The following is a 22,538-nucleotide window of genomic DNA, read 5'->3' on the forward strand; positions in this document are numbered from 1 at the left end:
AGATTGAGCGTGACAGTTGTGCGATAGTTTGTAAAGCTGTGGGGATGGCCGAACCAGTGCTCGCCGCGGACGCGAACAGCACGCGCGAACGCATCCTGGCCGCGACCGCCGAAGTCCTGGGCAACTACGGCATGACCAAGCTCAGCCTGTCCGAGGTCGCAGCCCAGGCCGGCGTGTCGCGTCCGACGCTGTATCGCTGGTTCGCGTCCAAACAGGAATTGTTGGACGCGTTCGTCGTCTGGGAGCGCAGACACTATGAGCGAGCCGTCGCGGCCGTCGTGGCGCGGCTGCCCGCCGCCGAACGACTCGACGCCGCGCTTGCGGTCATCGTCGAATACCAGCAGTCCTACCCGGGCCTGCGGATGGTGGATATCGAACCGGAACAGGTCATTGCCCGGCTGGCGCAGTTCATCCCGTTGATGCGCGAACGCCTGGAACGGCTCACCGACGGCCCCGAGGCGGCGGTCGCGGCCGCCACCGCGGTCCGGGTCGCCGTGTCGCACTACCTGGTGCGCAGCGATGACGGCGATGACTTCCTGGCCCAGCTGCAACACGCCACGAGGGCCAGGACGCACAGTTCGCGTCGGTAGCCTGACGCCATGGCCGATCTCGGTGGACTCGATGTGTCACAGGCAGCCGCGCTCGGCAGCGGCGCCACGTTCTGGGCCACCAAGGCGGTCGGACCGGTCCCCGCCATGGTGCTCACCGACGGTCCGCACGGCGTGCGCAGGCAGTTCGGCGGCGGCTCCGATCATCTGGGCCTCGGCGAGAGCGCGCCTGCGACGTGTTTCCCACCCGCGGTGGGCCTGAGCCAGGCCTGGGATCCGGAATTGGTCGAGCGGATCGGGGTGGCCCTGGGCGAGGAGTGCAGGGTGCTGGGAGTGCATGTGCTGCTGGGCCCCGGCATCAATATCAAGCGAGATCCGCGGTGCGGGCGCAACTTCGAGTACTTCTCCGAGGATCCTCTGCTGTCCGGGGTGCTCGGAGCGGCCTGGGTGCGCGGTGTGCAAAGCCGCGGCGTGGCCGCGTCGGTGAAGCATTTCGCGGCCAACAATGCCGAATTCGACCGGATGCGAGCGAGTTCCGATATCGACGAGCGCACCCTCCGGGAGATCTATCTGCGGGCCTTCGAGTTCGTGGTGCGCCAGGCCCGACCGTGGTCGCTGATGTGTTCCTACAACCGCATCAACGGTGTGTACGCGGCGGAGAACACCTGGCTGCTCACCGACGTGCTGCGTGACGAGTGGGGTTTCGACGGGGTGGTGGTCAGCGATTGGGGCGCGGTGGCCGACCGGGTCGCGGCGGTCGCCGCCGGGCTGGATCTGGAGATGCCGGCGACCGGTGGCGCGTCGGACCGCGATGTCGTCGAGGCGGTCGAGCAGGGCAGGCTCGCGGCCGGCGTGGTCACCCGGGCCGCCGAGCGGGTCGCCCGCCTGGCCGGGAGGACACATGAACAGACCTCCACCCCAACGTCGTTCGATATCGAGGTGCATCACGCCCTGGCCCGCGAGGCCGCGGGCCGCTCCATCGTGCTGCTCAAGAACGACGCCGACCTGCTCCCGCTGGCGCCGTCGCGGATCGCGGTGATCGGCCGCCTTGCCGAGCAACCCCGCTTTCAGGGTGGCGGTAGCTCGCGGGTGAATCCGACGCGCCTGGACATTGCACTGGACGAGATCCGCAGGCTCGCAGGGGATCACGAGGTGACGTATTCGGATGACGCGACTCACGCCGCGGCCGCCGATGCGGCCGTGGTGTTCCTTGGCCTGAGCGCCGAGGACGAATCCGAGGGCTTCGACCGCCCGCATATCGATCTGCCGGCAGAGCAGATCGCCCTGCTCCGTGCGGTGTTGCGGGTACAGCCGCGGACGGTGGTGGTGTTGTCCCACGGCGGGGTGGTGCGCCTCGATGAGGTGAGTGCGCTGGCTCCGGCCGTCCTCGACGGTGCCCTGCTCGGGCAGGCCGGTGGCGGTGCCATCGCCGATGTGCTGTTCGGCGTGGTGAATCCGTCCGGACGGCTCGCCGAGACGGTGCCCGTGCGACTGCAGGACACGCCGGCATTTCTGAACTTTCCGTCCGAACGGGGTCACACCTACTACGCCGAACGGATCTTCGTCGGCTATCGCTGGTATGACGCGCGCGAGCTGCCCGTCACGTATCCGTTCGGACACGGCCTGTCCTACACCACATTCGGCTACCGCGGTATGGAGATCACCGAACACGGCGACGGACTGGCCGTGGCCGTCACCGTCGCCAACACGGGCACCCGGCGTGGCCGCGAGGTGGTGCAGGTCTATGCGGGCATGAGCGCATCCCGGGTGAGCCGTGCCCCGCGCTGGCTGGTGGGATTCGGGTCGGTGACGTTGGATCCCGGCGAAGACCGTGTGGTCGAGATAGCGATATCCCGGCATGACCTCGCGTACTGGGCCGATCGCTGGACCGTCGAGGCGGGCGATTACACGCTGTGGACCGGGGCGTCCAGCCGCGATCTACGCTTGCACGCCACGGTGACACTGGCCGGTGACGAGCAACCCGTGCCGTTCACCGCCGAGTCGACCCTCGGTGAGCTGTGGGCAGACCCCTCGGCCGCAGCGTTGATCGCGGCGACGATGGCCGAGTTGCCGGGCGCAGCAACCGGCCTCGCGATGAGCCCCGAACTTCTCGCGATCATCGCGTCCACCCCGCTGAACCGGCTCGTCGGCTTCAGCGGTGGCCGGCTGACCCGGGACCGGCTGGCCGCGTTACTGGTCGAGATCAACGATCGGCGCGCGCCCTGAGCTCAGCCAGGATCTCGTCGGTGTGCTGCCCCAGCTTGGGGGCCACGGTCCGGGGCGCCCACGGCGTGGCGGAGAAGTCGGCCGGGGTGGCGACCATCGGGATGGACGAATCCCCTTCGGGCACATAGACGATTCCCCCGGCGGCGTGGAACTGCTCGTCGGCGACGACATCGTCGAGCGAGTTGATCGGCGACCAGAAGAAGTCCCGTTCCCCGTCGAATACCGTCGCCCAGTCGGCCAGCGGTCGCATCGCGAAGATCTCGTCCAGGCAGGCGATCAATTCGCGCGCATGCACGAACCTGTCCCGGGGCTTGGCGTACTTCGGATCGGTCAGCCAGTCGGTGCGGTCGACCGCGCGGCACAGCGCCGGCCAGTGCCGCTCCCCCTGCAGACCGACGATCCAGAACCGCCTGCCGTCCCCGGCGGCGTAGTTGTTCATACACGGATTGGCCATCGACTCGCGCTCGCCGATCGCCACCTGCTGCCCGGTCAGCAGCAGGGTGTTGAGATCGAACGACACGGTGTAGGCACCTTGGCGGTACAACGAGGTGGTCACCAGTTGCCCGGCGCCGGTCCGCGTCCGGGCCAGCAGCGCCGCGCACACCGCGGCCGCCAGCGTCATAGGCGGCGCGATCCGCGTCGGGGCCTTCGGTGCCGTATCCGGTGATCAGTCCGTACACCAGCCGCGGGTTGATCGCGGCCACCGACTCGTGGTCCAGGCCGAGCCGGTGCAGGGCCGCTGGACGCAGATTGGTCACGAAAACATCTGCGGTGCTGAGCAACTCGACGACAGTGTCACGCCCCGCGGGCGTGCCGAGGTCCAACACGATGCTGCGCTTGGAGCGGTTGTCCATCTCGAAGGGTGGGTTCACCTCACCGTCGAGGCCCATCATCGCGGCGAAGGTGCGGGCCGGGTCGCCGGCCGGGGGTTCGATCTTGATGACGTCGGCGCCCCAGTCCGCCAGGATGGTACCGGTCGCGGGTGCGGCCACCCAGACACCGTGTTCGACCACGGTGAATCCGTCCATCGGCCCGTCCATGACACCCCTTTACAAGGAAACGCACATTTGTAAACATCGACGGATGCCCTCGCTGCGCCGGCGCGTCACACCCGTCCTCGGCCTGACCGCTCATCTCGGCCGCGGTGTGCAACGTATCGCAACCGACGCCGCCATCGGGCGGATGCGGACAGTCCCGCGCCGGATCGGTGATCTGGACGCCGCGTTCCTGTCCGGTCTGCTGGGCCGCGAGGTGGAGTCGGTGGCGGTGATCGGCGGTGACGCCGGCACCTCGTCGCGTGCGAGGCTGGCGCTCACCGGCGCCGGTGTGCCCGCCTCGGTGTTCGTGAAGATGCCGGCCGAGACCGCCGCGACCCGGCTGATGGGCGAGCTCGGCAGGCTGGCCGACACCGAGGTGCGCTTCTATCGCGACCTCGCCCCCCGTCTGCCCGAGGTGCCCGTGAGTCACGGCGGGATCTTCGATGCCCTCACCGGACGCTTCGTGCTGGTGCTCGAGGATCTGACGGTCGACCGGTGTGAGTTCCCCGACACCCTGCATCCGTTGTCCGTCGACCAGGCGGCACTCATCGTCGAACTGCTGGCCCGCGTCCACGCCACCTTCTGGGAGCGAGTGCCCTCGTGGACGTACTCCGCCTCCGGTGACGCCACCGCCCTGCTGACCGGGTCATTGGCCCGCACCTCGGTTCGCCGGCTGGCCGGCCGGACCACCATCGCCGTGGACAACGGCCGCTTCATCAATGACCACTACCGCGCCGTCGCGGCGCTCATCGACGCGGCCCCGCACACCGTCATGCACGGGGACGCACACCCCGGAAACGTGTACTTCCGCAACGGAAAAGCTGGTCTGCTCGACTGGCAGGCGGTGCGCCGCGGGCATCCCTCGCGGGAGCTGTCCTACACGTTGATCACCAGCATGACGTCGACCGACCGGGTGGACCATCAACGCGAGTTGCTCGATGTGTACCGGCGCGCCCTGGCCGCGGGTGGCGGTCCCGAACTCGACGGCGACGAGTTGTGGGACCGGTACCGCCAGGCCGCGCTGTACGCCTATGTCGCCACCCTCATCACGGCCGGGATGGGTGGCATGCAGGACGAGACGATCGCGTTCGAAGGCCTGGGCCGTGCGGTCGCGGCACTCGACGATCTCGACACGGTCAAGACACTGCAGGCGAATTTGTAATGCACCAGCAACTACCATCAGGGATGTGAACAAGCCATTGACCACCGATGCGAGTGAGGACACCTCGACGCGACGGCGGATTCTGGTGGCCACGGCAGAGGTACTCGGGCGCAGCGGACAGACCAAGCTCAGCCTGTCCGAGGTGGCGCTTCAGGCCGGTGTCTCCCGGCCCACGCTGTACCGGTGGTTCGCCTCCAAGGAAGAGTTGCTCGCCGCGTTCGGCCAGTACGAGCGCGAGATGTTCGACACCGGTATGAGCCGGGTCACCTCGGGTCTGCGCGGCAATGAAAAGCTCGATGCCGCACTACGATTCATCGTGGAATACCAGCAGTCCTATTCGGGGGTGCGGGTGGTGGACATCGAACCCGAGGTGGTGATCGGGCAGCTGTCCCACATCATCCCGCTGATGCGCGCCCGACTGCTCAAACTGATCCCCGGCCCGAACGGGCCGGTGCGCGCCGCCACCGCCATCCGGGTGGCGATCTCCCACTACATCGTGCGCAGCGATGACGACGGTCAGTTCCTGGCCCAGCTGCGACACGCGGTGGGTATCCGCCAGTCCGACTAGGACCAGCGCGCGCTACACGCTCTCCAACCGCACCGCGACCCCGTTGAGCACGGCCATCCCGGCCAGCGCCTCCAGATCTTCGGGCCGGTTGGAGGTCAGTTCGTTGACGTTGGCGCCCGGCACCGCGTTGGCCAGGTGCCAGCCCCCACCCCGATGTCCCCAGCCCTGCGGGATCGCGACGGCGCCGGCCACCATCTCGTCGGTGACCAGCACGCCCGTCTCGATCTTCCCGTGCTCGGAGACGATCCGTACCCGGCCCCCGTCGACGAGGCCGGCGGCCGCGGCATCGGCGGGATGGATCCGGGTGTTGTGCCGACGGTCCCCCTTCATCAGGGTGGGACTGTTGTGCATCCACGAGTTCTGCGATCGCATCTCACGAATACCGATGGCCAGCAACGGAAACCGTGGATCGGCGGGATGGTTGCGACCCAGCCGGGCGATCTCCGCGGCGATCTGCGGTGGGTCCAGGTGTACCTTGCCGTCGGCATGGCGCACCACATCGGCCAGGATTCCGGTCGGGGCGTGCTGCGCCAGCACGATACCGTGCGGGTGTTCGCCGAGTCGTGTGAGATTCAGTCCCCGGCGCCGCAGTCCGAACAGGTCGCCGTGCGGGCCGGTGCGCAGCAGCAGCCCCATCAGCCGGCGTGGCGTCATCCGCCCGATACCGCTCCGGTCCAGCCAGGCCAGTACTCGGTTGAACCGCAACAGCGGGCCGGTGGCGAACAACGCCATACCCATCCGGCGGGCGATCTCGGAGTACACCTCCCATTCCGGCCTGGCCTCCCCGTAGGGTTCCAGCACGGGTTCGCACGACTGGACGAACAGTGTCGGCGAGCAGGCCGCGAACGCGATCGGCAGGTCGTCGCGCTCCAGCATGGTGGTGGCAGGTAATACGTAGTCCGCCAACCGGTTCGTCTCGTTGATGTAGAGGTCGAACGAGACGAACAGGTCGAGACGGCGCAGCGCAGATTCCAGGGCCGCGCTGTTGGGCACCGACAGCACCGGATTGCCGGCGACGACGAAGAGCGCCCGCAGCTGTCCTTCGCCCCCGGTGGTGATCTCGTCGGCCATGAGTGCGGCCGGGAAGGTGCCGAGGACGTCGGGAAAGCCACCGATCCGCGAACGGGTCTTGCCGTAGCTGAAGCTGTCGACCCGCTCCCCCATCTCCTCCAGCGGGATCACCGAGTGCGACATCAACGTGCCGCCGGGCCGGTCCAGGTTCCCCGTCACCGCGGTGAGGGCATCCAGCAGGAAGCTGACCAGGGTGCCGTGCCTGCCGAGGCAGGCTCCGGTGCGGCCGTAGGCGGTGGCGCTGGGCGCCGCGGCGAAATCACGGGCCAGGGTGCGCACCATGGCCGCGTCCACGCCGGTGCGTGCCGCCGTCTGCTCGGGCGGGAAGGGCGCGCACAGCGACCGCAGCGTCTCAAGGCCGCGCGCCTGGTGGCCGATATCGGCGTGCACGCCCTCGTCGAACAGCACATGCAGCATCGACAGCAACAGCCACGCATCCGAATCCGGTCGCACCGCGATGTGCTCGTAATGCCGGGCGGTCTCGGTACGGCGCGGATCGAGCACCACCACCCGTCCGCCACGACCGACGATCGCGGCCAAGTCGTCCTTGATGCGCGGCGCACGGACCGCACTGCCATGCGAGACAAGCGGATTCGCGCCCAGCATCAGCAGGAAGTCGGTGCGCGGCAAATCCGGGAACGGCAGCTGGCTGGCCGCACCATAGAGCAGCTTGCTGGCCACGAAGCGGCTGTTGATGTCCTGGGACCCCGCCGAGTACAGGTGCCGAGATCCGATGCGGGCCATGAAGATGCCCGACCACACGCTGGATGCGTAGCCGAATGCGGCGGGGTTGCCGAAGTACTGCCCGACCGAGGCCCCGCCGTGTTCGGCGACGACGGCGCTCAACCGTGCGGCGATATCGTCGATCGCGGTATCCCAGGCGACCTGTTCGAAGGTGCCGTCCTCGCGGCGGCGCATCGGATGCAGGACACGGTCCGGGTCGTTCTGGACATCGGTGAAGGCGATCCCCTTCGGGCATGCCCGCCCCTTGGACAGCGGATGATCCTGATCCGGGCGCAGTGAAACCAGCCGGCCGGCCGAGACGGTCGCGATCAGACCGCACATCGGCTCGCAGATTCGGCAGTAGGTGACCTTCTGCTCGTCGGTCACGGGGCTGGGCGACATCGCCAAATCGTGACACTTCAACGTGACCATGTAAAGCGGCCGGCCGATACCGGCTTGTCGAGAACCGGGCTGATCAGCCCTCGGCCGCCAGCTGGCCGCACGCGGCCGCGATCTCGCGCCCGCGGGTGTCTCGGACGGTGCACGAGACCCCCTTGGCCAGAACCCGTTTGACGAACTCGCGCTCGACCGGCTTGGGACTGGCATCCCACTCACTGCCCGGGGTCGGGTTCAGCGGGATCAGGTTCACATGCACCAGCGACCCCAGCTTGCTGTGCAACTTCTTGCCGAGAAGGTCTGCGCGCCAAGGTTGGTCGTTGACATCGCGGATCAGGGCATACTCGATGGACACCCGACGGCCGGTGCTATCGGCGTAATAACGTGCGGCATCGAGGACTTCGTCGACGCTCCAGCGGTTGTTCACCGGGACCAGGGTGTCGCGCAGTTCGTCATCGGGCGTGTGCAGGGACACCGCCAGGGTGACCCCGAGTTTCTCGTCGGCGAGCTTGCGGATGGCCGGTGCCAGCCCGACAGTGGACACCGTCACCGAGCGGGCGCTGATCCCGAAGCCGTCCGGCGGCGGGGCGATGATCCGGCGCACGGCAGCCAGCACCCGGTTGTAGTTGGCCAGCGGTTCACCCATGCCCATGAAGACGATGTTGGACAGGCGGCCGTCATGCTCTTCACGCATCGCGAAGGACGCGGCGCGCACCTGCTCCAGGATCTCCGCAGTGGACAGGTTGCGTTTGAGCCCGCCCTGTCCTGTCGCGCAGAACGGGCACGCCATACCGCAGCCGGCCTGTGACGAGATGCAGACGGTGTTGCGCTGCGGATAGCGCATCAACACCGATTCGAAGGTGGTGCCGTCCAGTGCGCGCCACAGCGTCTTGCGGGTTTCGCCGGCATCGCACTGGATCTCGCGAGCCGGCGAGATCAGCGTCGGGAACAGCTCGCCGGCCACCGAGGCGCGCACGGCGGCGGGCAGGTCGGTCATCTGGTGCGGATCGGCGATGAGGCGCCCGTAGTACTGATGGGCCAGCTGTTTGGCCCGGAATTTCGGCAACCCGAGCTCGGTGACGGCCGCCACCCGCCCGGCTTCGTCGAGATCGGCCAGATGCCGCGGCGGCATACCGCGGCGGGGGGCTTCGAAAACCAGTTCCTGCTTCATGATCGATTCCAGTATCAGTCTTGTCCGGCGAGAACGTCACGCACGGTCTGTTCGACGGTGTCGAGGATGCCCGCGTCGACCCCGGCCCGGCCACGGACGAACACCGACGCGCGACTGGCCGGAGGCAGCCCCTCGGCCAGACAGAGTCCGTCGGGCAGCCGGCCGATCATCGGCAGCAGCGCCACCCCCAGCCCCGAGCGCACGGCGGCGAACAGGCCGGACAGATCGGCGGATTCGGCGGCGATGCGGTAGCCGATCTTCATCCGGTCCAGCGTGGCGAAGGTCGGTTCGCGCAGGGTGCACGGTTCGGAGAACATCACGACCGGCAGCGGCTGGTTGGCCGGCGCTGCGAAACTGCGACCCGAGACCCATTTCAGCGCAAGCGTTCCGGAGGCATGCGCCGGATCCAGACCGGATCCGTCGAGCATCACCGCGAGGTCGACGAGGCCGTGTTCGATGGCGTCGGCCAGCATGACGTTGCGATCGAGCCGGAAGCGCAGCCGCCAGTCGGGTAACCGTTCGCCCAGCGCCGCGGTGAGCCCCGGCAGCATGACATCGGCACCGTGTTCGGTGGCGCCGATCAGCAGCACCCGCTCCTCGGCGGCACCGAGGTCGGTCAGCGCCGCATCGTGTGCGGCCAGGATGGTCCGGGCGTGCCCGAGCACGCGGTGTCCCAGTTCGGTGAAGGCGACGCCGCGGCCGGAGCGTTCGACCACCGGGCCGCCGACGACGGCCTCGATCCGCCGAACATGCTGACTGACCGCGGACTGCGTCATGTGCAACACCGCGGCGGCGCGGTGAAACCCACCACAGTCGGCCACCGCCACCACGCTGCGCAGCGGCGCGATGTCCAGCACCTGACCCATGCCGTCAAGGTACTCCGATCAGTGCATACGATCAAAAAACGAGCCTTCGACGGTTGATCGTGCAGCTATTCCCAGATATCGATCAGTATTCACGATCAATCGTGATAGCCGATATTCGTTGGACCGCGCATCCTCCGGCAACCCACCATGGACCTCATGACCCCGATGCCGTTGCGTACCGCGACGACCGTGACGTTCTTCTATGCGCTGGGCTACCCGATCGGCAACCTGGCCGTGCACGCACTGTCCCCGATGGCCGTGCTGGCGTTCCGGTTCGGGCTGGCGGGCACGATCCTCGGGGCGTGGGCGGCGTTGTCCGGCGTGCGGTTCCCGACCGGGCGCACCCTGGCCCATGTCGCGGTGGCCGGGCTGCTGATGCAGGCCGTGCAGTTCTGCGCGCTCTACATCGCCATCCAGCACGGCGCCCCGGCTGTGCTGTGCGCGGTGGTGATCGCGATGAACCCGGTGGCCACCGCACTGCTGGCCGCGGCGTTCCTGCGGGACCGGTTGACCTCACGGCGCGTCATCGCCCTGGTGCTCGGCGTCGCCGCCGTGCTCGCGGCGTGCGCGACCCGCCTCATCGCGACCGGCGGGGTCGACCCCGTGGTCGGACTCCTGATGGTGGCTCTGCTCGGCCTGGCCGCAGGTGGGGTCTATCAGCAGCGGTTCTGCGCCCATATCGACTTCCGCGCTTCCACCTCGGTGCAGAACGCCGTGGCGTTCGTGCCGGCCCTGGCGCTGGCGCTGAGCACGCCGATCGAAGTGCACAACATGACCCACGCGGTGTTCGCGGTCGCCGGCGTCGTGCTGCTCAACGCCACCCTCGGCGTCTCGCTGTACGTGCGGGCCATCAGCCATCACGGTGCGTCGTCGGTGGCGATGCTGTTCTGTGTGATTCCCGCCGTCGCCGGGGTGCTGTCGTGGCTGATGCTCGGCGAGCGGGTCACCGTCGGGATCGCCGTCGGGTTGGTGCTCGGAGCGGTGGCGTGCTGGCTGAACGCGCGGGGACTAGGCGAGCAGCGTGAGCACGATCCAGCCGACGACCGCGGACGGCAGCATCGCGTCGATGCGGTCCATGATCCCGCCGTGACCGGGTAGCAGCGTGCCCATGTCCTTGATGCCGAGATCGCGCTTGACCTGAGACTCGACCAGGTCACCGAGCACGCCGGTGACGACCAGCAGCACACCGAGCGGCACGCCGACCCAGGCGGGCTTGTCCAACAGGAACGTGACCGACAGCACCGCGGCGGTGATACCGAATAGCAGCGATCCGCCGAGGCCCTCCCAGGATTTCTTGGGGCTGATCGCCGGCGCCAGTAGATGCTTGCCGAACAGGACCCCCGCGACGTAGCCGCCGATATCGGCGAAGACGACCGTCACGATCACGGTGAACACCCGCACCCCACCGTGGTCGGCGAAGATCAGCAGCGCGGTGAACGCGGCGAACATCGGGACCCAGGTGGCCAGCAGCACGGTGGCAGCGATATCGCGCAGGTAGTTGACCGGCTGCTGGTCCAGACCTTGGCCGACGAGCCGCCAGACCATGCAGACGACGATGGTCGCGCCGTAGGCGCCCAGGAGACCCGCCACGCCGAACGGCCAGGTCAGCCAGATCATGGCCTGACCGCCGACGAGCAGCGCCAGGGTGGGCAGCGCGTAGCCGTGTTCGCGCAGGCGCCGGATCACCTCGTGGGTGGCGATCCCGATCGCGACGGCGAGCAGCGGCAGCCACCAGATCGGCGCGAACAGCAGGGTGCCGATGGCCATGGCGCCGAGGACCACCCCGACCGCGATGGCAGCAGGCAGATCGCGGCCGGCGCGTGACGTCTTCTTGGGTGGCTCGGTCTGTGCCACGGGACTGGGGTGCTGAAAGGTCATCTAGACCTCCAGCAACTCGCCTTCCTTGTGTTTGACCAGTTCGTCGATCTGGGCGACGTACTGCCCGGTGCTCTTGTCGAGGTCCTTCTCCGCGCGGCCCACCTCGTCCTCGCCGGCCTCGCCGTCCTTCTTGATCCGGGCCAGCTCGTCCATCGCCTTACGGCGGATGTTGCGGATGGACACCTTGGCATCCTCACCCTTGGACTTGGCCTGCTTCACCAGCTCGCGGCGGCGCTCCTCGGTGAGCTGCGGGACGGAGATCCGGATGACGTTGCCGTCGTTGGACGGATTGACGCCCAGATCGGAGTTGCGGATGGCGTCCTCGATGGCGCGCAGCTGATTGGCCTCATAGGGCTTGATGACGACCAGGCGGGCCTCGGGCACGTTGATGCTGGAAAGCTGCGTGATCGGCGTCGGCGAACCGTAGTAGTCGATGTTCAGCCGGGAGAACATGCCGGGGTTGGCACGGCCGGTACGGATCGACGCGAGGTCGTCGCGCGCCACCGTCACCGCCTTCTCCATCTTCTCTTCGGCGTCGAAGAGGGTTTCGTCGATCACTTCACTATCTCCCGTCGCATTCGCTCGCCCAGCATCTCAATCACAATGCGCGGCTGTCAGCTGGTGACCAGTGTTCCGATCTTCTCACCTGCGACCGCTCGCGCGATATTGCCGTGGATGAGGAGATTGAACACGAGCATCGGCATGCCGTTGTCCATACAGAGGCTGAAGGCGGTGGCATCGGCAACCTTCAGTCCGCGATCGATCACCTCGCGGTGGGTGATCACGGTCAGCAATTCGGCGTCGGGCACCTCACGCGGGTCGGCGGTGAACACACCGTCGACGGCCTTGGCCATCAACACCACGTCGGCACCGATCTCCAGCGCGCGCTGCGCGGCGGTGGTGTCGGTGGAGAAGTACGGCAGCCCCATGCCGGCGCCGAAGATGACAACCCGGCCCTTCTCCAGGTGCCGCCGGGCGCGCAGCGGGATGTAGGGCTCGGCGACCTGCCCCATCGTGATGGCGGTCTGCACGCGGGTGTCGATACCTTCCTTCTGCAGGAAATCCTGCAGCGCAAGGCTGTTCATCACCGTGCCGAGCATGCCCATGTAATCGCTACGGGTGCGTTCCATACCCCGCTGCTGCAACTGGGCACCGCGGAAGAAGTTGCCACCGCCGATGACGACGGCCACCTGCACGCCGCTGCGTACCACCTCGGCGATCTGCTGCGCCACCAGCGCGACGACGTCGGGGTCCAGGCCCACCTGTCCACCGCCGAACATCTCGCCACCGAGTTTGAGGAGCACTCGGGAGTACGCCGGCCGGATCTGTCCCTCCGTCATCAGGCTCCTTCGCTTCCGACACAGAATCGCCACCATCCTGCCTCATGACGGCGCCCCGGCCACGTCGGGGTGGCCGGGGCGTCCTGCGGATTTGGTCAGGCGCGGTGTGCCGGACCCATCACGCGCGGTGCGCGGCCAGGAGCCAGGCGCCCACCGATTTGCGTCCATTCGGCTCGTCGCGGACGTCCGCTCCGGCGAACGCACCGAAGTCACCGAGCTCCGGCGGCACCTGGGCGTGGATTCGGGCCGGCCGGATCTCGTCGATCTCCCAGTACTTGCCCACCACGTCGCGCAGTTCCTCGGAGGTGACCGGGTTGACCGGGCCGTCGGTGGGCATACCGGTGGCATCGAAGACCAGCACGAAATACGACGCGCCGGGCGCGGCCGCGCGGACTATGGACTGCTGGTAACCCTCACGCAGCTCCACCGGCATCGAATGAAACAGCGTCGAGTCGATGACGGTGCCGAACCGCCCGTCGTATCCGGTGAAGGCGCTGATATCGGCGACGTCGAAGGTGGCGTTGGTCAGTCCTCGCCGGGCCGCTTCGGCACGGGCCAGCTCGATCGCGGTGGGCGATGAGTCAAGACCGACGGTCGTGAAGCCCCGCGCGGCGAGATCCAGGGCGGTGGCCGCCTCCCCGCATCCGGCGTCCAGCACGTCACCGTGCACGCGTCCGGCGGCGATGAGAGCGGCGATCTCGGGCTGCGGTTCCCCGATACTCCACGGCGGCCGGGCACCCTCGAAATCCGGTGCCTCGCCGCGGTAGGCCGATTCGAACATCTGTTGTGGCGTGGTCATGTCTCCGGTATATCAACGTAGTTGATATGTGTCAATATGCTTGACATGGGTGACGCACTCGACGATCTGCCGCTGGGCTACCTGCTGCACCGAGCTGCCATGGCGTTGCGGTCTGAGGTGACGACCTCCGTCCTGGAGCCCCTGGATCTGACCTTCGCCCAGTACCTGTGCATGCGGATCCTGTCCAAGGCTCCGGGAAGCTCCAACGCCGAGCTCGCGCGCCAACTCAACGTCTCCCCGCAGGCGATGAACATGGTGGTGCGCGGGCTTGAAGACCGGGGGCTGGTCTCCCGTCCGGCCAGCGTGGCCTCGGGACGCGCGCTGCCCGCCGAGCTGAGCCGGGAGGGCGTGGCGATACTCAGCCGAACCGACTCCGGTGTGCGCGCCGCGGAATTACAGGTGTTGGGCAACCTCGCCGAAGACGAGCGTTCCCAGCTGAAACGGATCCTGGCGGCCGTCGGCGAGTAGGCGTTCAGAAGCCCCCCGCCGGCGACCGCCACCCCGTCAGTGCTGGTGGCACGCTTTCGGTGGGGACGGCGGCAGATCCAGCGCCGGGTTACCGTCGAAGAAGCCGATCGGCTTGAGATGGAAGCCCGTGTAGGCACACGGCATCACGGGCCAGTCCTCGGGGCGCACCACGTGATGGGCACCGAGGGTGTACCAGAGCACCACATCGGTGTCTTCCAGCGGCGCATCGTCGGCGACGAACTCGGGCAGGCCCTGGACGTCGGCCGACTGGTACATGTAATCACCGGCGGCGAACATCTCCGACGGGTCGTACTTGGTCACCCACAGGTTGTGCTGCACGAATCGGGCCCGGTCGTAGATGTAGGAGCCCTCCTGCACCATCACCGGCACGATTTCCTTGGGCACCAGCTTGTAGGCCACCGGTGCACCGAGTTCGTTGACCTTCGACGGATTGGTCACCTTCCAGTACCGGCCGGTCTCCCAGTTCCAGTCCCGGGCGCCCTCGGCCTCCGACGCCACCAACGTGTCCTGGGTGATCCACGCGTTGTGGTGCGGGTTGAGTGCCGGATCCGGCTCGGGCACCGAGTCGACCTCGTACACACTGTTCCCGGCGCCGTCGATGCTCATGTCGAGCCGGAAGTTGAAGAAGTGCTGGTGATTCGGACCGTAGATGCCGGGGGCCACCATCTTGCCCCAGCGGGGCGTCTCCCCCTCGGGCACCGCACCGGTGGTCAGCACACCGGAGAGCTTGACCTCCACCTCGATCGAGGCGTCGTTGTAGAAGTACCAGAAGAATCCGTACTCGTAGTTGCCCACCGTGCAGATCATCGACACGACCAGCCGCCGCGAGCGGCGCACCTCCACTTCGCCCGTGCGGAAGTCGGTGTGCTTCCAGGAGATCCCGAAGTCCTCCTCGTGCATGCAGATCGCGTTCGGGATGACCACCGCGTTCCCGTTGGAATCGTTGACCGTACCGTCGAAGTAGTGGATCTCGCCCAGACAGTCGCAGCCCAGCGTCAACGGATTGGCCGAGAAGCCCATCCCGACCTCGCCCATGTCGAACACGTTCTTGTTCCAGTGGGTCGGCGAAGTGTCGCCGTAGGGCACCACCATCTCCGAGAGCGACCCGCGGTAGAGGATCGGGCGTGTCTCGCCGCGATCGGTATAGGTCACCTCATGGATCGTCACACCCTCGCGGGGATTGAAGCCGATACGCAGAGACCACTTCTGCCACTGCACCTTCCACCCGTCCACGGTGAAGCTCGGGCCGTCCGGCTGGGTGATCTCGATCGGCTTGACGTCATCGCGGAACTGCGTGAACGCCGGCCGGTTGTCGGGTGAGAACATGAACTGTTCGGAATAGTTGCCCGCGGTCGGCGGCAGGGGAACCACCCCGTGGTCCTCGATATCGATGACCGTCATCGTGTCCAGGTCGAAGGTGACGATCAGCCCCTCGACGGGTCGCGCGTACCCGTGTTCGGACGGTGCGGCGCGCATGAACGTCAACGGACGGCAGATCAGCGGCGAGTTCTCGTAATGGTCGCCCGCGCCGTAATAGCCCGCAGGCCAGGGGTCGATCATCGCGAGACTGAAGTCGGTGACGCCACGCTTGCGCATCGCCTCCTGCCACCGCGGGTCCTCACGGACCTTCTCCTCTACACCCGTCATGTGTTCGACGAGGTAGGAGGGGAACCGGCCGGGCACCCCCTTCCACGATTCGATGACTCGGGCGCCGAGGTCGACGACCGCTTCATAGATCATCTTGGCGGCCGCGTCGTACATGCTCACGAACGCACACCGCGGGACTTCGAGTCCCTCGAAGTTCAGCCCGGCGGTCTTGTCCGGCTCGGCGAGCTGAATCATCACGAATTTCAGTGTGGGAGTGGCATATTCCCACCCCGTGACGACCGCCGCGGCGGCTTCGATCTCGGCGCCCGACAGCGGGTCGAGCGGATAGAACGTGGCGTCACTGGCAGTGCCCGTCGCGCGGGTGTCTTCCATGGTCACTTGGCGGTTTCCTCTGCTTCCTTGGTGAGATCGAATACCGCGAGATGGGCCAGGGCATCGTCTTGGGACACCTTGTGCGCCGACCGTCGGCCGAAGATGTAGACGACCAGGCCGAGCGCGAACATCCCGACGCTGATGCTGCCGACCCACGTCATCCACTCACCGTCCCCGACGCCGGAACTGGTCAGCCAGGACTTCGCGAACGAGTAGTAGACGCCGGCGATGGTGCCGATGGTGCCCACGATCACGGTGATCCAGACGCCGACCATGCCACCGGGGATGCGCCAGAACGTCTCGCTCGCATAGCGATCGGCGTACTTCTTGCGGGCGATGACGACGGGGATCAGGAAGAAGAATCCGGAGAGCAGCCACACCGTCGACAGGCCACCCTGCAGGAAGATCGTCGTGTTCACCAGGCTGCTCTGCGAGTAGAGCCCGATGATCAGCAGCGAGGAGAGCACACCCTGGATCAGGATGGCGCTCACCGGGTTGCGGGTGCGCGGGTTGAGGTGGGTGAAGATCCGCGGCAGGTGGCGTTCCAGGCCGGACACGAAGATCAGCCGGGAGTAGGCGACCTGGTAGGTCATCAGCGCCACGACGATGATCAAGGCCAGCACCACCGCGCAGATCTCCATCAGGCCGGGGAATCCCGAGACGCCCAGCATGCCGATCACACCCGTGACCGCGTCGATCTGATCGGTGGGCAGTGCCATCATGGTGCCCAGGGTCGTCAGCAGGTAGATGGCCACCAACGCGGCGGAACCCCAGAGGATCATCCGCGGGCCACTCTTGCGGACCGACAGGAACTCGGCACCCATGTTGTACGGCGTCTCCACGCCGAGCAGGTAGAGCAGGACCGTGCCGTACAGGAAGCCCGATACCGCGAAGTTCGGGATCACGGCGTCGTGCCAGTTGAAGGGGGTCGCCGAGCCGTTCTTCACCGCGAACAGCAAGCCGCAGATGAAGATGGTCAGCGCGAGAATGCCGAACACGACGAAGACGACGTTCATGATGCGCTGGTTGGCGGCGAGTTTGGCGAGCGCCAGCCCGACCACCACCCACATGATGACCAGCTGCAGGATGACGCTCGTCATCACCCCGAGTTCGGTGTGAAACGCCAGCAACAGGAACGAGAGCACCACCGCCGGGGAGGACGCCGCGTTCAGGATCACCGGCACCCAGGACAGGTAACCGCCGATGAAGCCCCACGTCTCACCCATCGTCCGGGTGGCCCAGATGTACACACCACCCTGGCCGGGCCACAGGTTGCCGAGTTCGACGACGGCCATGCCGGCGGGAACCAGGAAGGTCAGGATGCCGAGGATCCACATCGGGATGGCGGTCCACCCACCGGTGGCCATCACCGAGGAACCGGTGATCCAGCAGATGATGAACACATAGGCGGCGGTGAGGCCGAATGTGCTCATCACCTTGGGCAGGATCTGTTCCGGTACCAGTTCGGTGGTCATCAGCTTGTCGCGTTCGGCGGTGGCCGAGTGTTCGAGTTCTTGTGTCATGACTAGTCTCCCAATACCGTTGGATCAGTTGACGATCTGTCCGTCTCGCATCCGGACAACACGGCTCGCTTCGTCGGCCACCGTGGGGTCGTGTGTGCTCGCGACGACCGTGACGCCGAGCGTCGAACACAGGTCGCGCAGCATGCGCACCACCGTCTCCCCCGTGCGGTGGTCCAGATTGGCCGTCGGCTCGTCGGCCAGTACCAATGTCGGATTGCTGATCAGCGAACGCGCAATGGCGGTGCGCTGCTGCTCGCCGCCGGACATCTTCGTCGGCTGGTGATTGATCCGGTGTCCCAATCCGACCAGTTCGAGCAGTTCGGTGGCGCGCTTGCGCAACGCCTTACGGTCATACGGCTCGAACATCAGTGGTAGTTCGACGTTCTCGACGGCAGACAGGAAGGGGATCAGGTTGTAGCTCTGGAAGATGAACCCGATCGTGTCGTGCCGCAGCGCGGCGAACTGGCTCTCCGAGATCGTCGAGGTGTCTTGGCCCGCGACGTGGACGGCGCCCTTCGTCGGGCGATCCAGGCCGCCGATGATGTTGAGCAGCGTCGACTTGCCACTTCCACTGGGGCCCATCAGGCAGACGAATTCGCCCGGCATGACCTTCAGCTCGACGGCGATCAGCGCCTTGACGACCTCGTCCCCCAGTTTGTGCAGCTTCCACACATCGGAGATCTCGATGACCGGCGCCGCGCCGGCTGATGCGCCGTCGGCCACCGCGACCGAATCGGTGGCGGATTCGTTGATGGCAGTCATGTCTTCCTATCCCGTGCTCAACGATCGGATGGGTGGGCGAGACGCCGCATTCCAGGTGGGGACGACACTGGTGGCCAGCGCGGCGACCACACTGACCGCGACGGCGATGGCGGTCCCCAGCGCGAGGCCGCCGATCGCCACCCCGGTCGGGACGAAGCCGACGGCCCCCAGCACCAGTCCGGCGACCATCGCCAGCACTGCCCCGCCGACGGCCCCCAGCAGGGCGGCGATGACAGGTTCGACGAGTAGCGCGACCACGACAGGTGCGCGGGGAATTCCGTTGGCCCCCAACACGCCCAGTTCCCTGGTCCGCTGGGCCACCGTCCGGGTGGTGGCGACCGCCACCTCGACCACACCGACAAGCAACACGGTGACGGCGATGAGCACCACAGCGGCACTGATCTCGTCGGCGTGGCCCAGCGATGCCGACTGGGCCCGGATCCCCTCCGACATCCCGAACACGATGACGACCAAAAAGGCACCCGTGGCGGTGGTGATGGCGGGCAGGATCATCTCACCGAGCCGGCGCCGCGCCGCCAGCCAGCCGTACGACAGTCCGTAGCGCATGACTACCTGCCCCCCAAGAGGTCGACGGGCCGTTGTTGCAACAGCCGGTGCACCGGGATCAACGCCCCGACGATCGCCATGGCGGGGATGAACGCCGCGACCATACCGGCGGCCTGTGCCCACGCGGTCACGGTCGCGATACCCGGAATCACCAGGGCGACAGCCGCTCCCGCACCCAGCACACCGACCAGATAGGCGACCACGAAGACGATGGCCGACTCGACGAGGAAGAAATACAGCACCTCGTCGGCGAGTCCGATACTCGACATGATGCCGAACTCCCTTTTGCGTTCGGCGACGGCGGCCAGGAAGGAGGACACCGCGATCACGAAGCCGAGAATGAGGCCGATGGTGGAGATGAGCCCCAGCGTGGACCCGGTCACCTTGCCGGAGAACAGCGCCGAGAAGTTCTGCTCGAAGGTCAGCGGCCCCACCCCGCCCACCGTGTCATAGATCAGTCCCGATCCGTTGTGGTCGGGCTGTACCGCCGGATCCGTGGTGGTGGGCAGCCCGGTCGCCGCGCCGAAGATCTGGGCCAGGTCGCGGCGCTTCTGCTCACCTGCGGGCGCGGTGATGGTCCACCACCCGTTGTCACCCACCACGCTGTGCGCCAGATCGGTTGACACCGTGGCAGATTCGCCCGGGCCAGAGGGGTCCACCACGAGACTCTGTCCACCGATCACCACGCGGTCGCCGGGGCTGACGCCCAGCCGGGTCGCGAGTTGCTCCCCCACCGCGGCGTGGCCGGGGGCCACCGAGTCGTTGCCGCGTACGGACACCGTCATACCGTTGATCGAGGTGGTTCCGGACAGCGTGCGGACGGCCGACCAGTCGGCGGGCACGACGGTGATGGCGGAGGCGGGGCCGTCGGCCACCAAGGCCAGAGCCGCGGTGTCATAGTGCACCCCGGCGGCCGGCACCACCCACAGCTGCGCGCCGCCGATCACATCGGTGACCGAATCCGCGCCTGTGATGGCGAAACTCGCGGCGATGGTGCGCACCACGGTGACGCATGTGATCGCCAGCGCGATACCGAGGACGGACAGGACGAATCGTTCGGGCCGGCGCCTGATGTTCGCCAGGGCGAACCGGACCAGGCACAGAAAGGTGTTACCGGACGCGGTGGCGATCTCCGGTGGTCGCGTGATCGTGGGTGGTGCAGCGGACTCCACGGAAGGGATGGTGGGCGCGCTGTGTTTCGTCGAACGCTATCTGTGGTATATGCCGCGTTAACGGAGACTGCTTGCGATTACAACAAGGTGTCTCGACGACAACGGATTTCGTCGTCGGATCAGAGAATCGCGGCCGCGATGATCAGTCCGAAGGCCAGATACGACGCCGCCACGACCAGCACTTCGGGGGTGAAGCGCTCCTCGGCAAGCACGCGGCCGATGTCGACACCCTTGATCACGCCGACCAGGCGGACCGAGAACGCCTGCGCGGCAATGCCCAGCAGACCGAACACCAGGGTCTTGATCAACCCGCCGACGAGATCACCGGTGGAACTGTAGATCGCCAGCACGATGATCAGTGCCATCGACAGGACTCCGGAGGCGGTGATGGCGGCGGCGTTGGGTCGTCCGGCTTGCACCAAGGCGCGCAGCGGACCGGGCGTGGTCCAGTCGATGACGAGGAAGCCCAGGACCATCAGCGCGATGCCGACGATCGTGTACAGCACGATCGCCGACGCACCGTGGCCGACGATGGACCAGTAGTCCGGCCCCAGGGCCGAGAGGGTGGCGCGGTTCATTGACGGATCCTTCCGGTCACAGCGGAATACGATGGGGGACGAATGCGGCGCCGTCATCGGTGATGAGGCCGGAGGTCTCCCGGATGCCCAGCCCGGCGGATTCGTCGCCGACGATCCACGCACCCAGCGCGGGCCGCATATCGTCGAATTTCGGTAGTGGGTCCAGCAGTTGGTAGACGTAGCCCTCTTCGCCGTAGACCCCGCCGGTCTCCATATCCTGCCCCGCCCCGACCACGCTGATATTCGCCCCTTCGCGGCCCAGCTTGGGTTTGCGGACGTATTCGGTGAGCTCGTGCGGGCTGTCCAGATAGGCGGGCAGCAGGTTGGGGTGGCCCGGGTACATCTCCCAGAGCACCGCGAGGATGGCCTTGTTGCTCAGCAGCGTCTTCCACAGCGGTTCCACCCACATGGTCGACGGCAGCAGGTCCAGGGCGTGCCGCCCGAAATCGTCGTCGAGGATCCACTCCCACGGGTAGAGCTTGAACAGCGACGCGATGGGGGCTTCCTCGAGATCGACGAAGCAGCCCAGGTCCCGGTCGAACCCGATGTCCTCGATCGAGAGGCCGACGGTGTGCAGGCCGGCTTCGGCCGCGCACTCCTGGATGTAGCCGAGCGTGACGTTGTCCTCACCGCTCGCGTCGGCCGAGGACCAGGTGAAGTGAGTTTCCTTGCCGGGCAACCGATCCCGGATCTCACCCCACCGCACGACCAGGCGTTCGTGCAGCGAGTTCCACTGGTCGTCGGCGGGAAAGACGTCGGTCTTCCAGTGCCACTGCAGGATCGCGGCTTCCAGCAGCGAGGTCGGGGTGTCGGCGTTGTACTCCAGCAGCACCGGTGGCCTGCGTCCGTCGTAGCGCAGATCGAATCGCCCGTACAGGTGCGGATCGCTGCGGCGCCACGACTTCTCGATGTGCTCCCAGGTCCACTCGGGCAGGCCGAAGTCTCGGTAGCGCTCCGTCAGCACCACGTGTTCTACGGCATCCAGGCACATCGAATGCAGCACCTCGACAGAGGCTTCCAGCGACAGCACCTCGTCCATATCGAAGACGTAGTGCACCGACTCGTCCCAATACGGCCGATCCGCACCGACCGAATCACGCGCCGGGGTGCCGAAGCACATGCCCTGCTCGGCCACGATCCGTTCCCAGCCCGGTCGCGGGGAACTGTGCTCACGGCGCATTCAGCTGCCCGAGCTTCCATGGCTGGACGAGCCGAAGCCACCGCGCGAGATCGACGATCCCGAACTCGTCTTGCCGGTGGTGCCCTTGGGGAGTTCGAGGGTGCCGCCCCGCGCCGTGGTCCCGATTCCGCCGTTGCTGCCGCCGTAGTAGTAGCGGTACGGCGAGCCGGCGAAGATGAACAGCCCACCCGTGCCCGCGTAACCGCTGCTGCAGTAGCTGTCCGGCACCACCTGGTTGCTCCCGTCGGCGACACAGGTGGCCGAGACCGTGTCTTCGTGCAGTACCTGGTAGCCCAGCGCGATGGCCCCCACGACGCCGACGACGGCCACCGAGCCCATCAGGACTTTCTTCCCGGTGGCCGCGCGCTTCTCCGCGTTCTCCCGTTGCAGGGCGGCGAAATGTTCGGCGGCTTCCCGGGCCCGGCGCGCCTTATCGCGCTGACGGGCCTCGGCGACGGTGGGCGGCCGCGGTGTTGTCGAGCCGGGGTCTTGATAGCGCATG

At 67.0% G+C, this 22,538-nt stretch carries 21 protein-coding genes and 1 pseudogene; 6 read left to right on the plus strand and 16 right to left on the minus strand.

The window, feature by feature from the left end; genetic code table 11:
• Positions 1 to 44: 44 nt before the first annotated feature.
• Both QN239_RS21695 and QN239_RS21700 read left to right on the plus strand, forming a co-directional pair.
• Complete coding sequence (locus QN239_RS21695) at positions 45 to 590, plus strand: TetR/AcrR family transcriptional regulator (RefSeq protein WP_499013415.1); 546 nt, start codon at positions 45 to 47, stop codon at positions 588 to 590.
• 9 nt (positions 591 to 599) lie between these two features.
• The gene (locus tag QN239_RS21700; protein ID WP_499013418.1) at positions 600 to 2,774 is read left to right on the plus strand and encodes a glycoside hydrolase family 3 C-terminal domain-containing protein; all 2,175 of its coding nucleotides are present in this window, start codon (positions 600 to 602) and stop codon (positions 2,772 to 2,774) included.
• Here QN239_RS21700 and QN239_RS21705 read toward each other — a convergent pair.
• Positions 2,752 to 3,814 (minus strand): annotated as a pseudogene (locus tag QN239_RS21705) (CaiB/BaiF CoA transferase family protein). The gene QN239_RS21700 and the pseudogene QN239_RS21705 overlap by 23 nt on opposite strands.
• A gap of 43 nt (positions 3,815 to 3,857) precedes the next feature.
• On the opposite strand from QN239_RS21705, the gene QN239_RS21710 reads away from it, so the two are divergent.
• Together QN239_RS21710 and QN239_RS21715 are read left to right on the plus strand one after the other, a co-directional pair.
• Entirely contained in the window at positions 3,858 to 4,973 is a 1,116-nt protein-coding gene (locus QN239_RS21710) for a phosphotransferase (protein ID WP_499013420.1), read from the plus strand.
• 25 nt (positions 4,974 to 4,998) lie between these two features.
• Complete coding sequence (locus QN239_RS21715) at positions 4,999 to 5,541, plus strand: TetR/AcrR family transcriptional regulator (protein WP_499013423.1); 543 nt, start codon at positions 4,999 to 5,001, stop codon at positions 5,539 to 5,541.
• Between the two features lie 12 nt (positions 5,542 to 5,553).
• On the opposite strand, the gene QN239_RS21720 is transcribed toward QN239_RS21715, so the two are convergent.
• The 3 genes from QN239_RS21720 to QN239_RS21730 all read right to left on the minus strand — a co-directional run bounded on the left by QN239_RS21720 (position 5,554) and on the right by QN239_RS21730 (position 9,768).
• Positions 5,554 to 7,737, minus strand: a complete 2,184-nt coding sequence (locus QN239_RS21720; RefSeq protein WP_499013425.1) for a molybdopterin-dependent oxidoreductase — start codon at positions 7,735 to 7,737, stop codon at positions 5,554 to 5,556.
• Between the two features lie 73 nt (positions 7,738 to 7,810).
• Entirely contained in the window at positions 7,811 to 8,902 is a 1,092-nt protein-coding gene (rlmN, locus tag QN239_RS21725; RefSeq protein ID WP_499013427.1) for a dual-specificity RNA methyltransferase RlmN, read from the minus strand.
• A gap of 14 nt (positions 8,903 to 8,916) precedes the next feature.
• Positions 8,917 to 9,768, minus strand: a complete 852-nt coding sequence (locus QN239_RS21730) for a LysR family transcriptional regulator (RefSeq protein WP_499013429.1) — start codon at positions 9,766 to 9,768, stop codon at positions 8,917 to 8,919.
• A gap of 165 nt (positions 9,769 to 9,933) precedes the next feature.
• On the opposite strand from QN239_RS21730, the gene QN239_RS21735 reads away from it, so the two are divergent.
• Positions 9,934 to 10,866 (plus strand): DMT family transporter, encoded by a 933-nt coding sequence (locus tag QN239_RS21735; protein WP_499016916.1) that lies wholly within the window; start codon positions 9,934 to 9,936, stop codon positions 10,864 to 10,866.
• Here QN239_RS21735 and QN239_RS21740 read toward each other — a convergent pair.
• The 4 genes from QN239_RS21740 to QN239_RS21755 form a co-directional block, all read right to left on the minus strand.
• Complete coding sequence (locus QN239_RS21740) at positions 10,777 to 11,646, minus strand: phosphatidate cytidylyltransferase (protein ID WP_499013432.1); 870 nt, start codon at positions 11,644 to 11,646, stop codon at positions 10,777 to 10,779. The genes QN239_RS21735 and QN239_RS21740 overlap by 90 nt on opposite strands.
• Entirely contained in the window at positions 11,647 to 12,204 is a 558-nt protein-coding gene (gene frr / locus QN239_RS21745; RefSeq protein ID WP_090356801.1) for a ribosome recycling factor, read from the minus strand.
• A 56-nt stretch (positions 12,205 to 12,260) separates the two neighbouring features.
• Complete coding sequence (gene pyrH, locus QN239_RS21750) at positions 12,261 to 12,986, minus strand: UMP kinase (protein ID WP_090356802.1); 726 nt, start codon at positions 12,984 to 12,986, stop codon at positions 12,261 to 12,263.
• 118 nt (positions 12,987 to 13,104) lie between these two features.
• Complete coding sequence (locus tag QN239_RS21755) at positions 13,105 to 13,785, minus strand: class I SAM-dependent methyltransferase (protein WP_499013435.1); 681 nt, start codon at positions 13,783 to 13,785, stop codon at positions 13,105 to 13,107.
• Positions 13,786 to 13,821: 36 nt separating this feature from the next.
• On the opposite strand from QN239_RS21755, the gene QN239_RS21760 reads away from it, so the two are divergent.
• On the plus strand, positions 13,822 to 14,253 hold the full coding sequence (locus tag QN239_RS21760; RefSeq protein ID WP_090356806.1) for a MarR family winged helix-turn-helix transcriptional regulator: 432 nt from the start codon (positions 13,822 to 13,824) through the stop codon (positions 14,251 to 14,253).
• 36 nt (positions 14,254 to 14,289) lie between these two features.
• Here QN239_RS21760 and QN239_RS21765 read toward each other — a convergent pair whose 3' ends face one another.
• From QN239_RS21765 to QN239_RS21800, 8 genes are all read right to left on the minus strand, one after another.
• Positions 14,290 to 16,260 carry a primary-amine oxidase gene (locus QN239_RS21765; RefSeq protein ID WP_499013439.1) on the minus strand — a complete coding sequence of 657 codons (1,971 nt, stop codon included), beginning with the start codon at positions 16,258 to 16,260 and terminating at the stop codon, positions 14,290 to 14,292.
• Entirely contained in the window at positions 16,257 to 17,777 is a 1,521-nt protein-coding gene (locus QN239_RS21770) for an APC family permease (RefSeq protein WP_499013441.1), read from the minus strand. Before QN239_RS21770 ends, QN239_RS21765 begins: the two co-directional genes overlap by 4 nt.
• 24 nt (positions 17,778 to 17,801) lie before the next feature.
• Positions 17,802 to 18,539 (minus strand): ABC transporter ATP-binding protein, encoded by a 738-nt coding sequence (locus QN239_RS21775; protein ID WP_499013443.1) that lies wholly within the window; start codon positions 18,537 to 18,539, stop codon positions 17,802 to 17,804.
• A gap of 6 nt (positions 18,540 to 18,545) precedes the next feature.
• Positions 18,546 to 19,106 (minus strand): ABC transporter permease, encoded by a 561-nt coding sequence (locus QN239_RS21780; RefSeq protein WP_499013446.1) that lies wholly within the window; start codon positions 19,104 to 19,106, stop codon positions 18,546 to 18,548.
• Between the two features lie 2 nt (positions 19,107 to 19,108).
• Complete coding sequence (locus QN239_RS21785; protein WP_499016917.1) at positions 19,109 to 20,287, minus strand: ABC transporter permease; 1,179 nt, start codon at positions 20,285 to 20,287, stop codon at positions 19,109 to 19,111.
• A 110-nt stretch (positions 20,288 to 20,397) separates the two neighbouring features.
• On the minus strand, positions 20,398 to 20,856 hold the full coding sequence (locus tag QN239_RS21790; protein ID WP_499013449.1) for a DUF350 domain-containing protein: 459 nt from the start codon (positions 20,854 to 20,856) through the stop codon (positions 20,398 to 20,400).
• A 16-nt stretch (positions 20,857 to 20,872) separates the two neighbouring features.
• A complete protein-coding gene (locus tag QN239_RS21795; RefSeq protein WP_499013452.1) occupies positions 20,873 to 22,036 on the minus strand; it encodes a glutathionylspermidine synthase family protein in 1,164 nt (387 codons plus the stop codon).
• Entirely contained in the window at positions 22,037 to 22,537 is a 501-nt protein-coding gene (locus QN239_RS21800) for a hypothetical protein (protein WP_499013454.1), read from the minus strand.
• Between the last annotated feature and the right edge of the window lies 1 nt (position 22,538).

Source organism: Mycolicibacterium sp. Y3 (genome assembly GCF_051188035.1).
Classification (GTDB): Bacteria; Actinomycetota; Actinomycetes; order Mycobacteriales; family Mycobacteriaceae; genus Mycobacterium; species Mycobacterium fluoranthenivorans.

Coding starts and splice junctions, on each gene's coding strand:
- QN239_RS21730 (WP_499013429.1), bottom strand. CDS start 9,768: ATGGGTCAGGTGCTGGACATCGCGCCGCTGCGCAGCGTGGTGGCGGTG.
- QN239_RS21720 (WP_499013425.1), bottom strand. CDS start 7,737: ATGTCGCCCAGCCCCGTGACCGACGAGCAGAAGGTCACCTACTGCCGA.
- QN239_RS21760 (WP_090356806.1), top strand. CDS start 13,822: ATGCTTGACATGGGTGACGCACTCGACGATCTGCCGCTGGGCTACCTG.
- QN239_RS21780 (WP_499013446.1), bottom strand. CDS start 19,106: ATGCGCTACGGACTGTCGTACGGCTGGCTGGCGGCGCGGCGCCGGCTC.
- QN239_RS21740 (WP_499013432.1), bottom strand. CDS start 11,646: ATGACCTTTCAGCACCCCAGTCCCGTGGCACAGACCGAGCCACCCAAG.
- QN239_RS21800 (WP_499013454.1), bottom strand. CDS start 22,537: ATGCGCTATCAAGACCCCGGCTCGACAACACCGCGGCCGCCCACCGTC.
- QN239_RS21710 (WP_499013420.1), top strand. CDS start 3,858: ATGCCCTCGCTGCGCCGGCGCGTCACACCCGTCCTCGGCCTGACCGCT.
- pyrH (WP_090356802.1), bottom strand. CDS start 12,986: ATGACGGAGGGACAGATCCGGCCGGCGTACTCCCGAGTGCTCCTCAAA.
- QN239_RS21775 (WP_499013443.1), bottom strand. CDS start 18,539: ATGACTGCCATCAACGAATCCGCCACCGATTCGGTCGCGGTGGCCGAC.
- QN239_RS21755 (WP_499013435.1), bottom strand. CDS start 13,785: ATGACCACGCCACAACAGATGTTCGAATCGGCCTACCGCGGCGAGGCA.
- QN239_RS21790 (WP_499013449.1), bottom strand. CDS start 20,856: ATGAACCGCGCCACCCTCTCGGCCCTGGGGCCGGACTACTGGTCCATC.
- rlmN (WP_499013427.1), bottom strand. CDS start 8,902: ATGAAGCAGGAACTGGTTTTCGAAGCCCCCCGCCGCGGTATGCCGCCG.
- QN239_RS21795 (WP_499013452.1), bottom strand. CDS start 22,036: ATGCGCCGTGAGCACAGTTCCCCGCGACCGGGCTGGGAACGGATCGTG.
- QN239_RS21770 (WP_499013441.1), bottom strand. CDS start 17,777: ATGACACAAGAACTCGAACACTCGGCCACCGCCGAACGCGACAAGCTG.
- QN239_RS21735 (WP_499016916.1), top strand. CDS start 9,934: ATGCCGTTGCGTACCGCGACGACCGTGACGTTCTTCTATGCGCTGGGC.
- QN239_RS21700 (WP_499013418.1), top strand. CDS start 600: ATGGCCGATCTCGGTGGACTCGATGTGTCACAGGCAGCCGCGCTCGGC.
- QN239_RS21695 (WP_499013415.1), top strand. CDS start 45: ATGGCCGAACCAGTGCTCGCCGCGGACGCGAACAGCACGCGCGAACGC.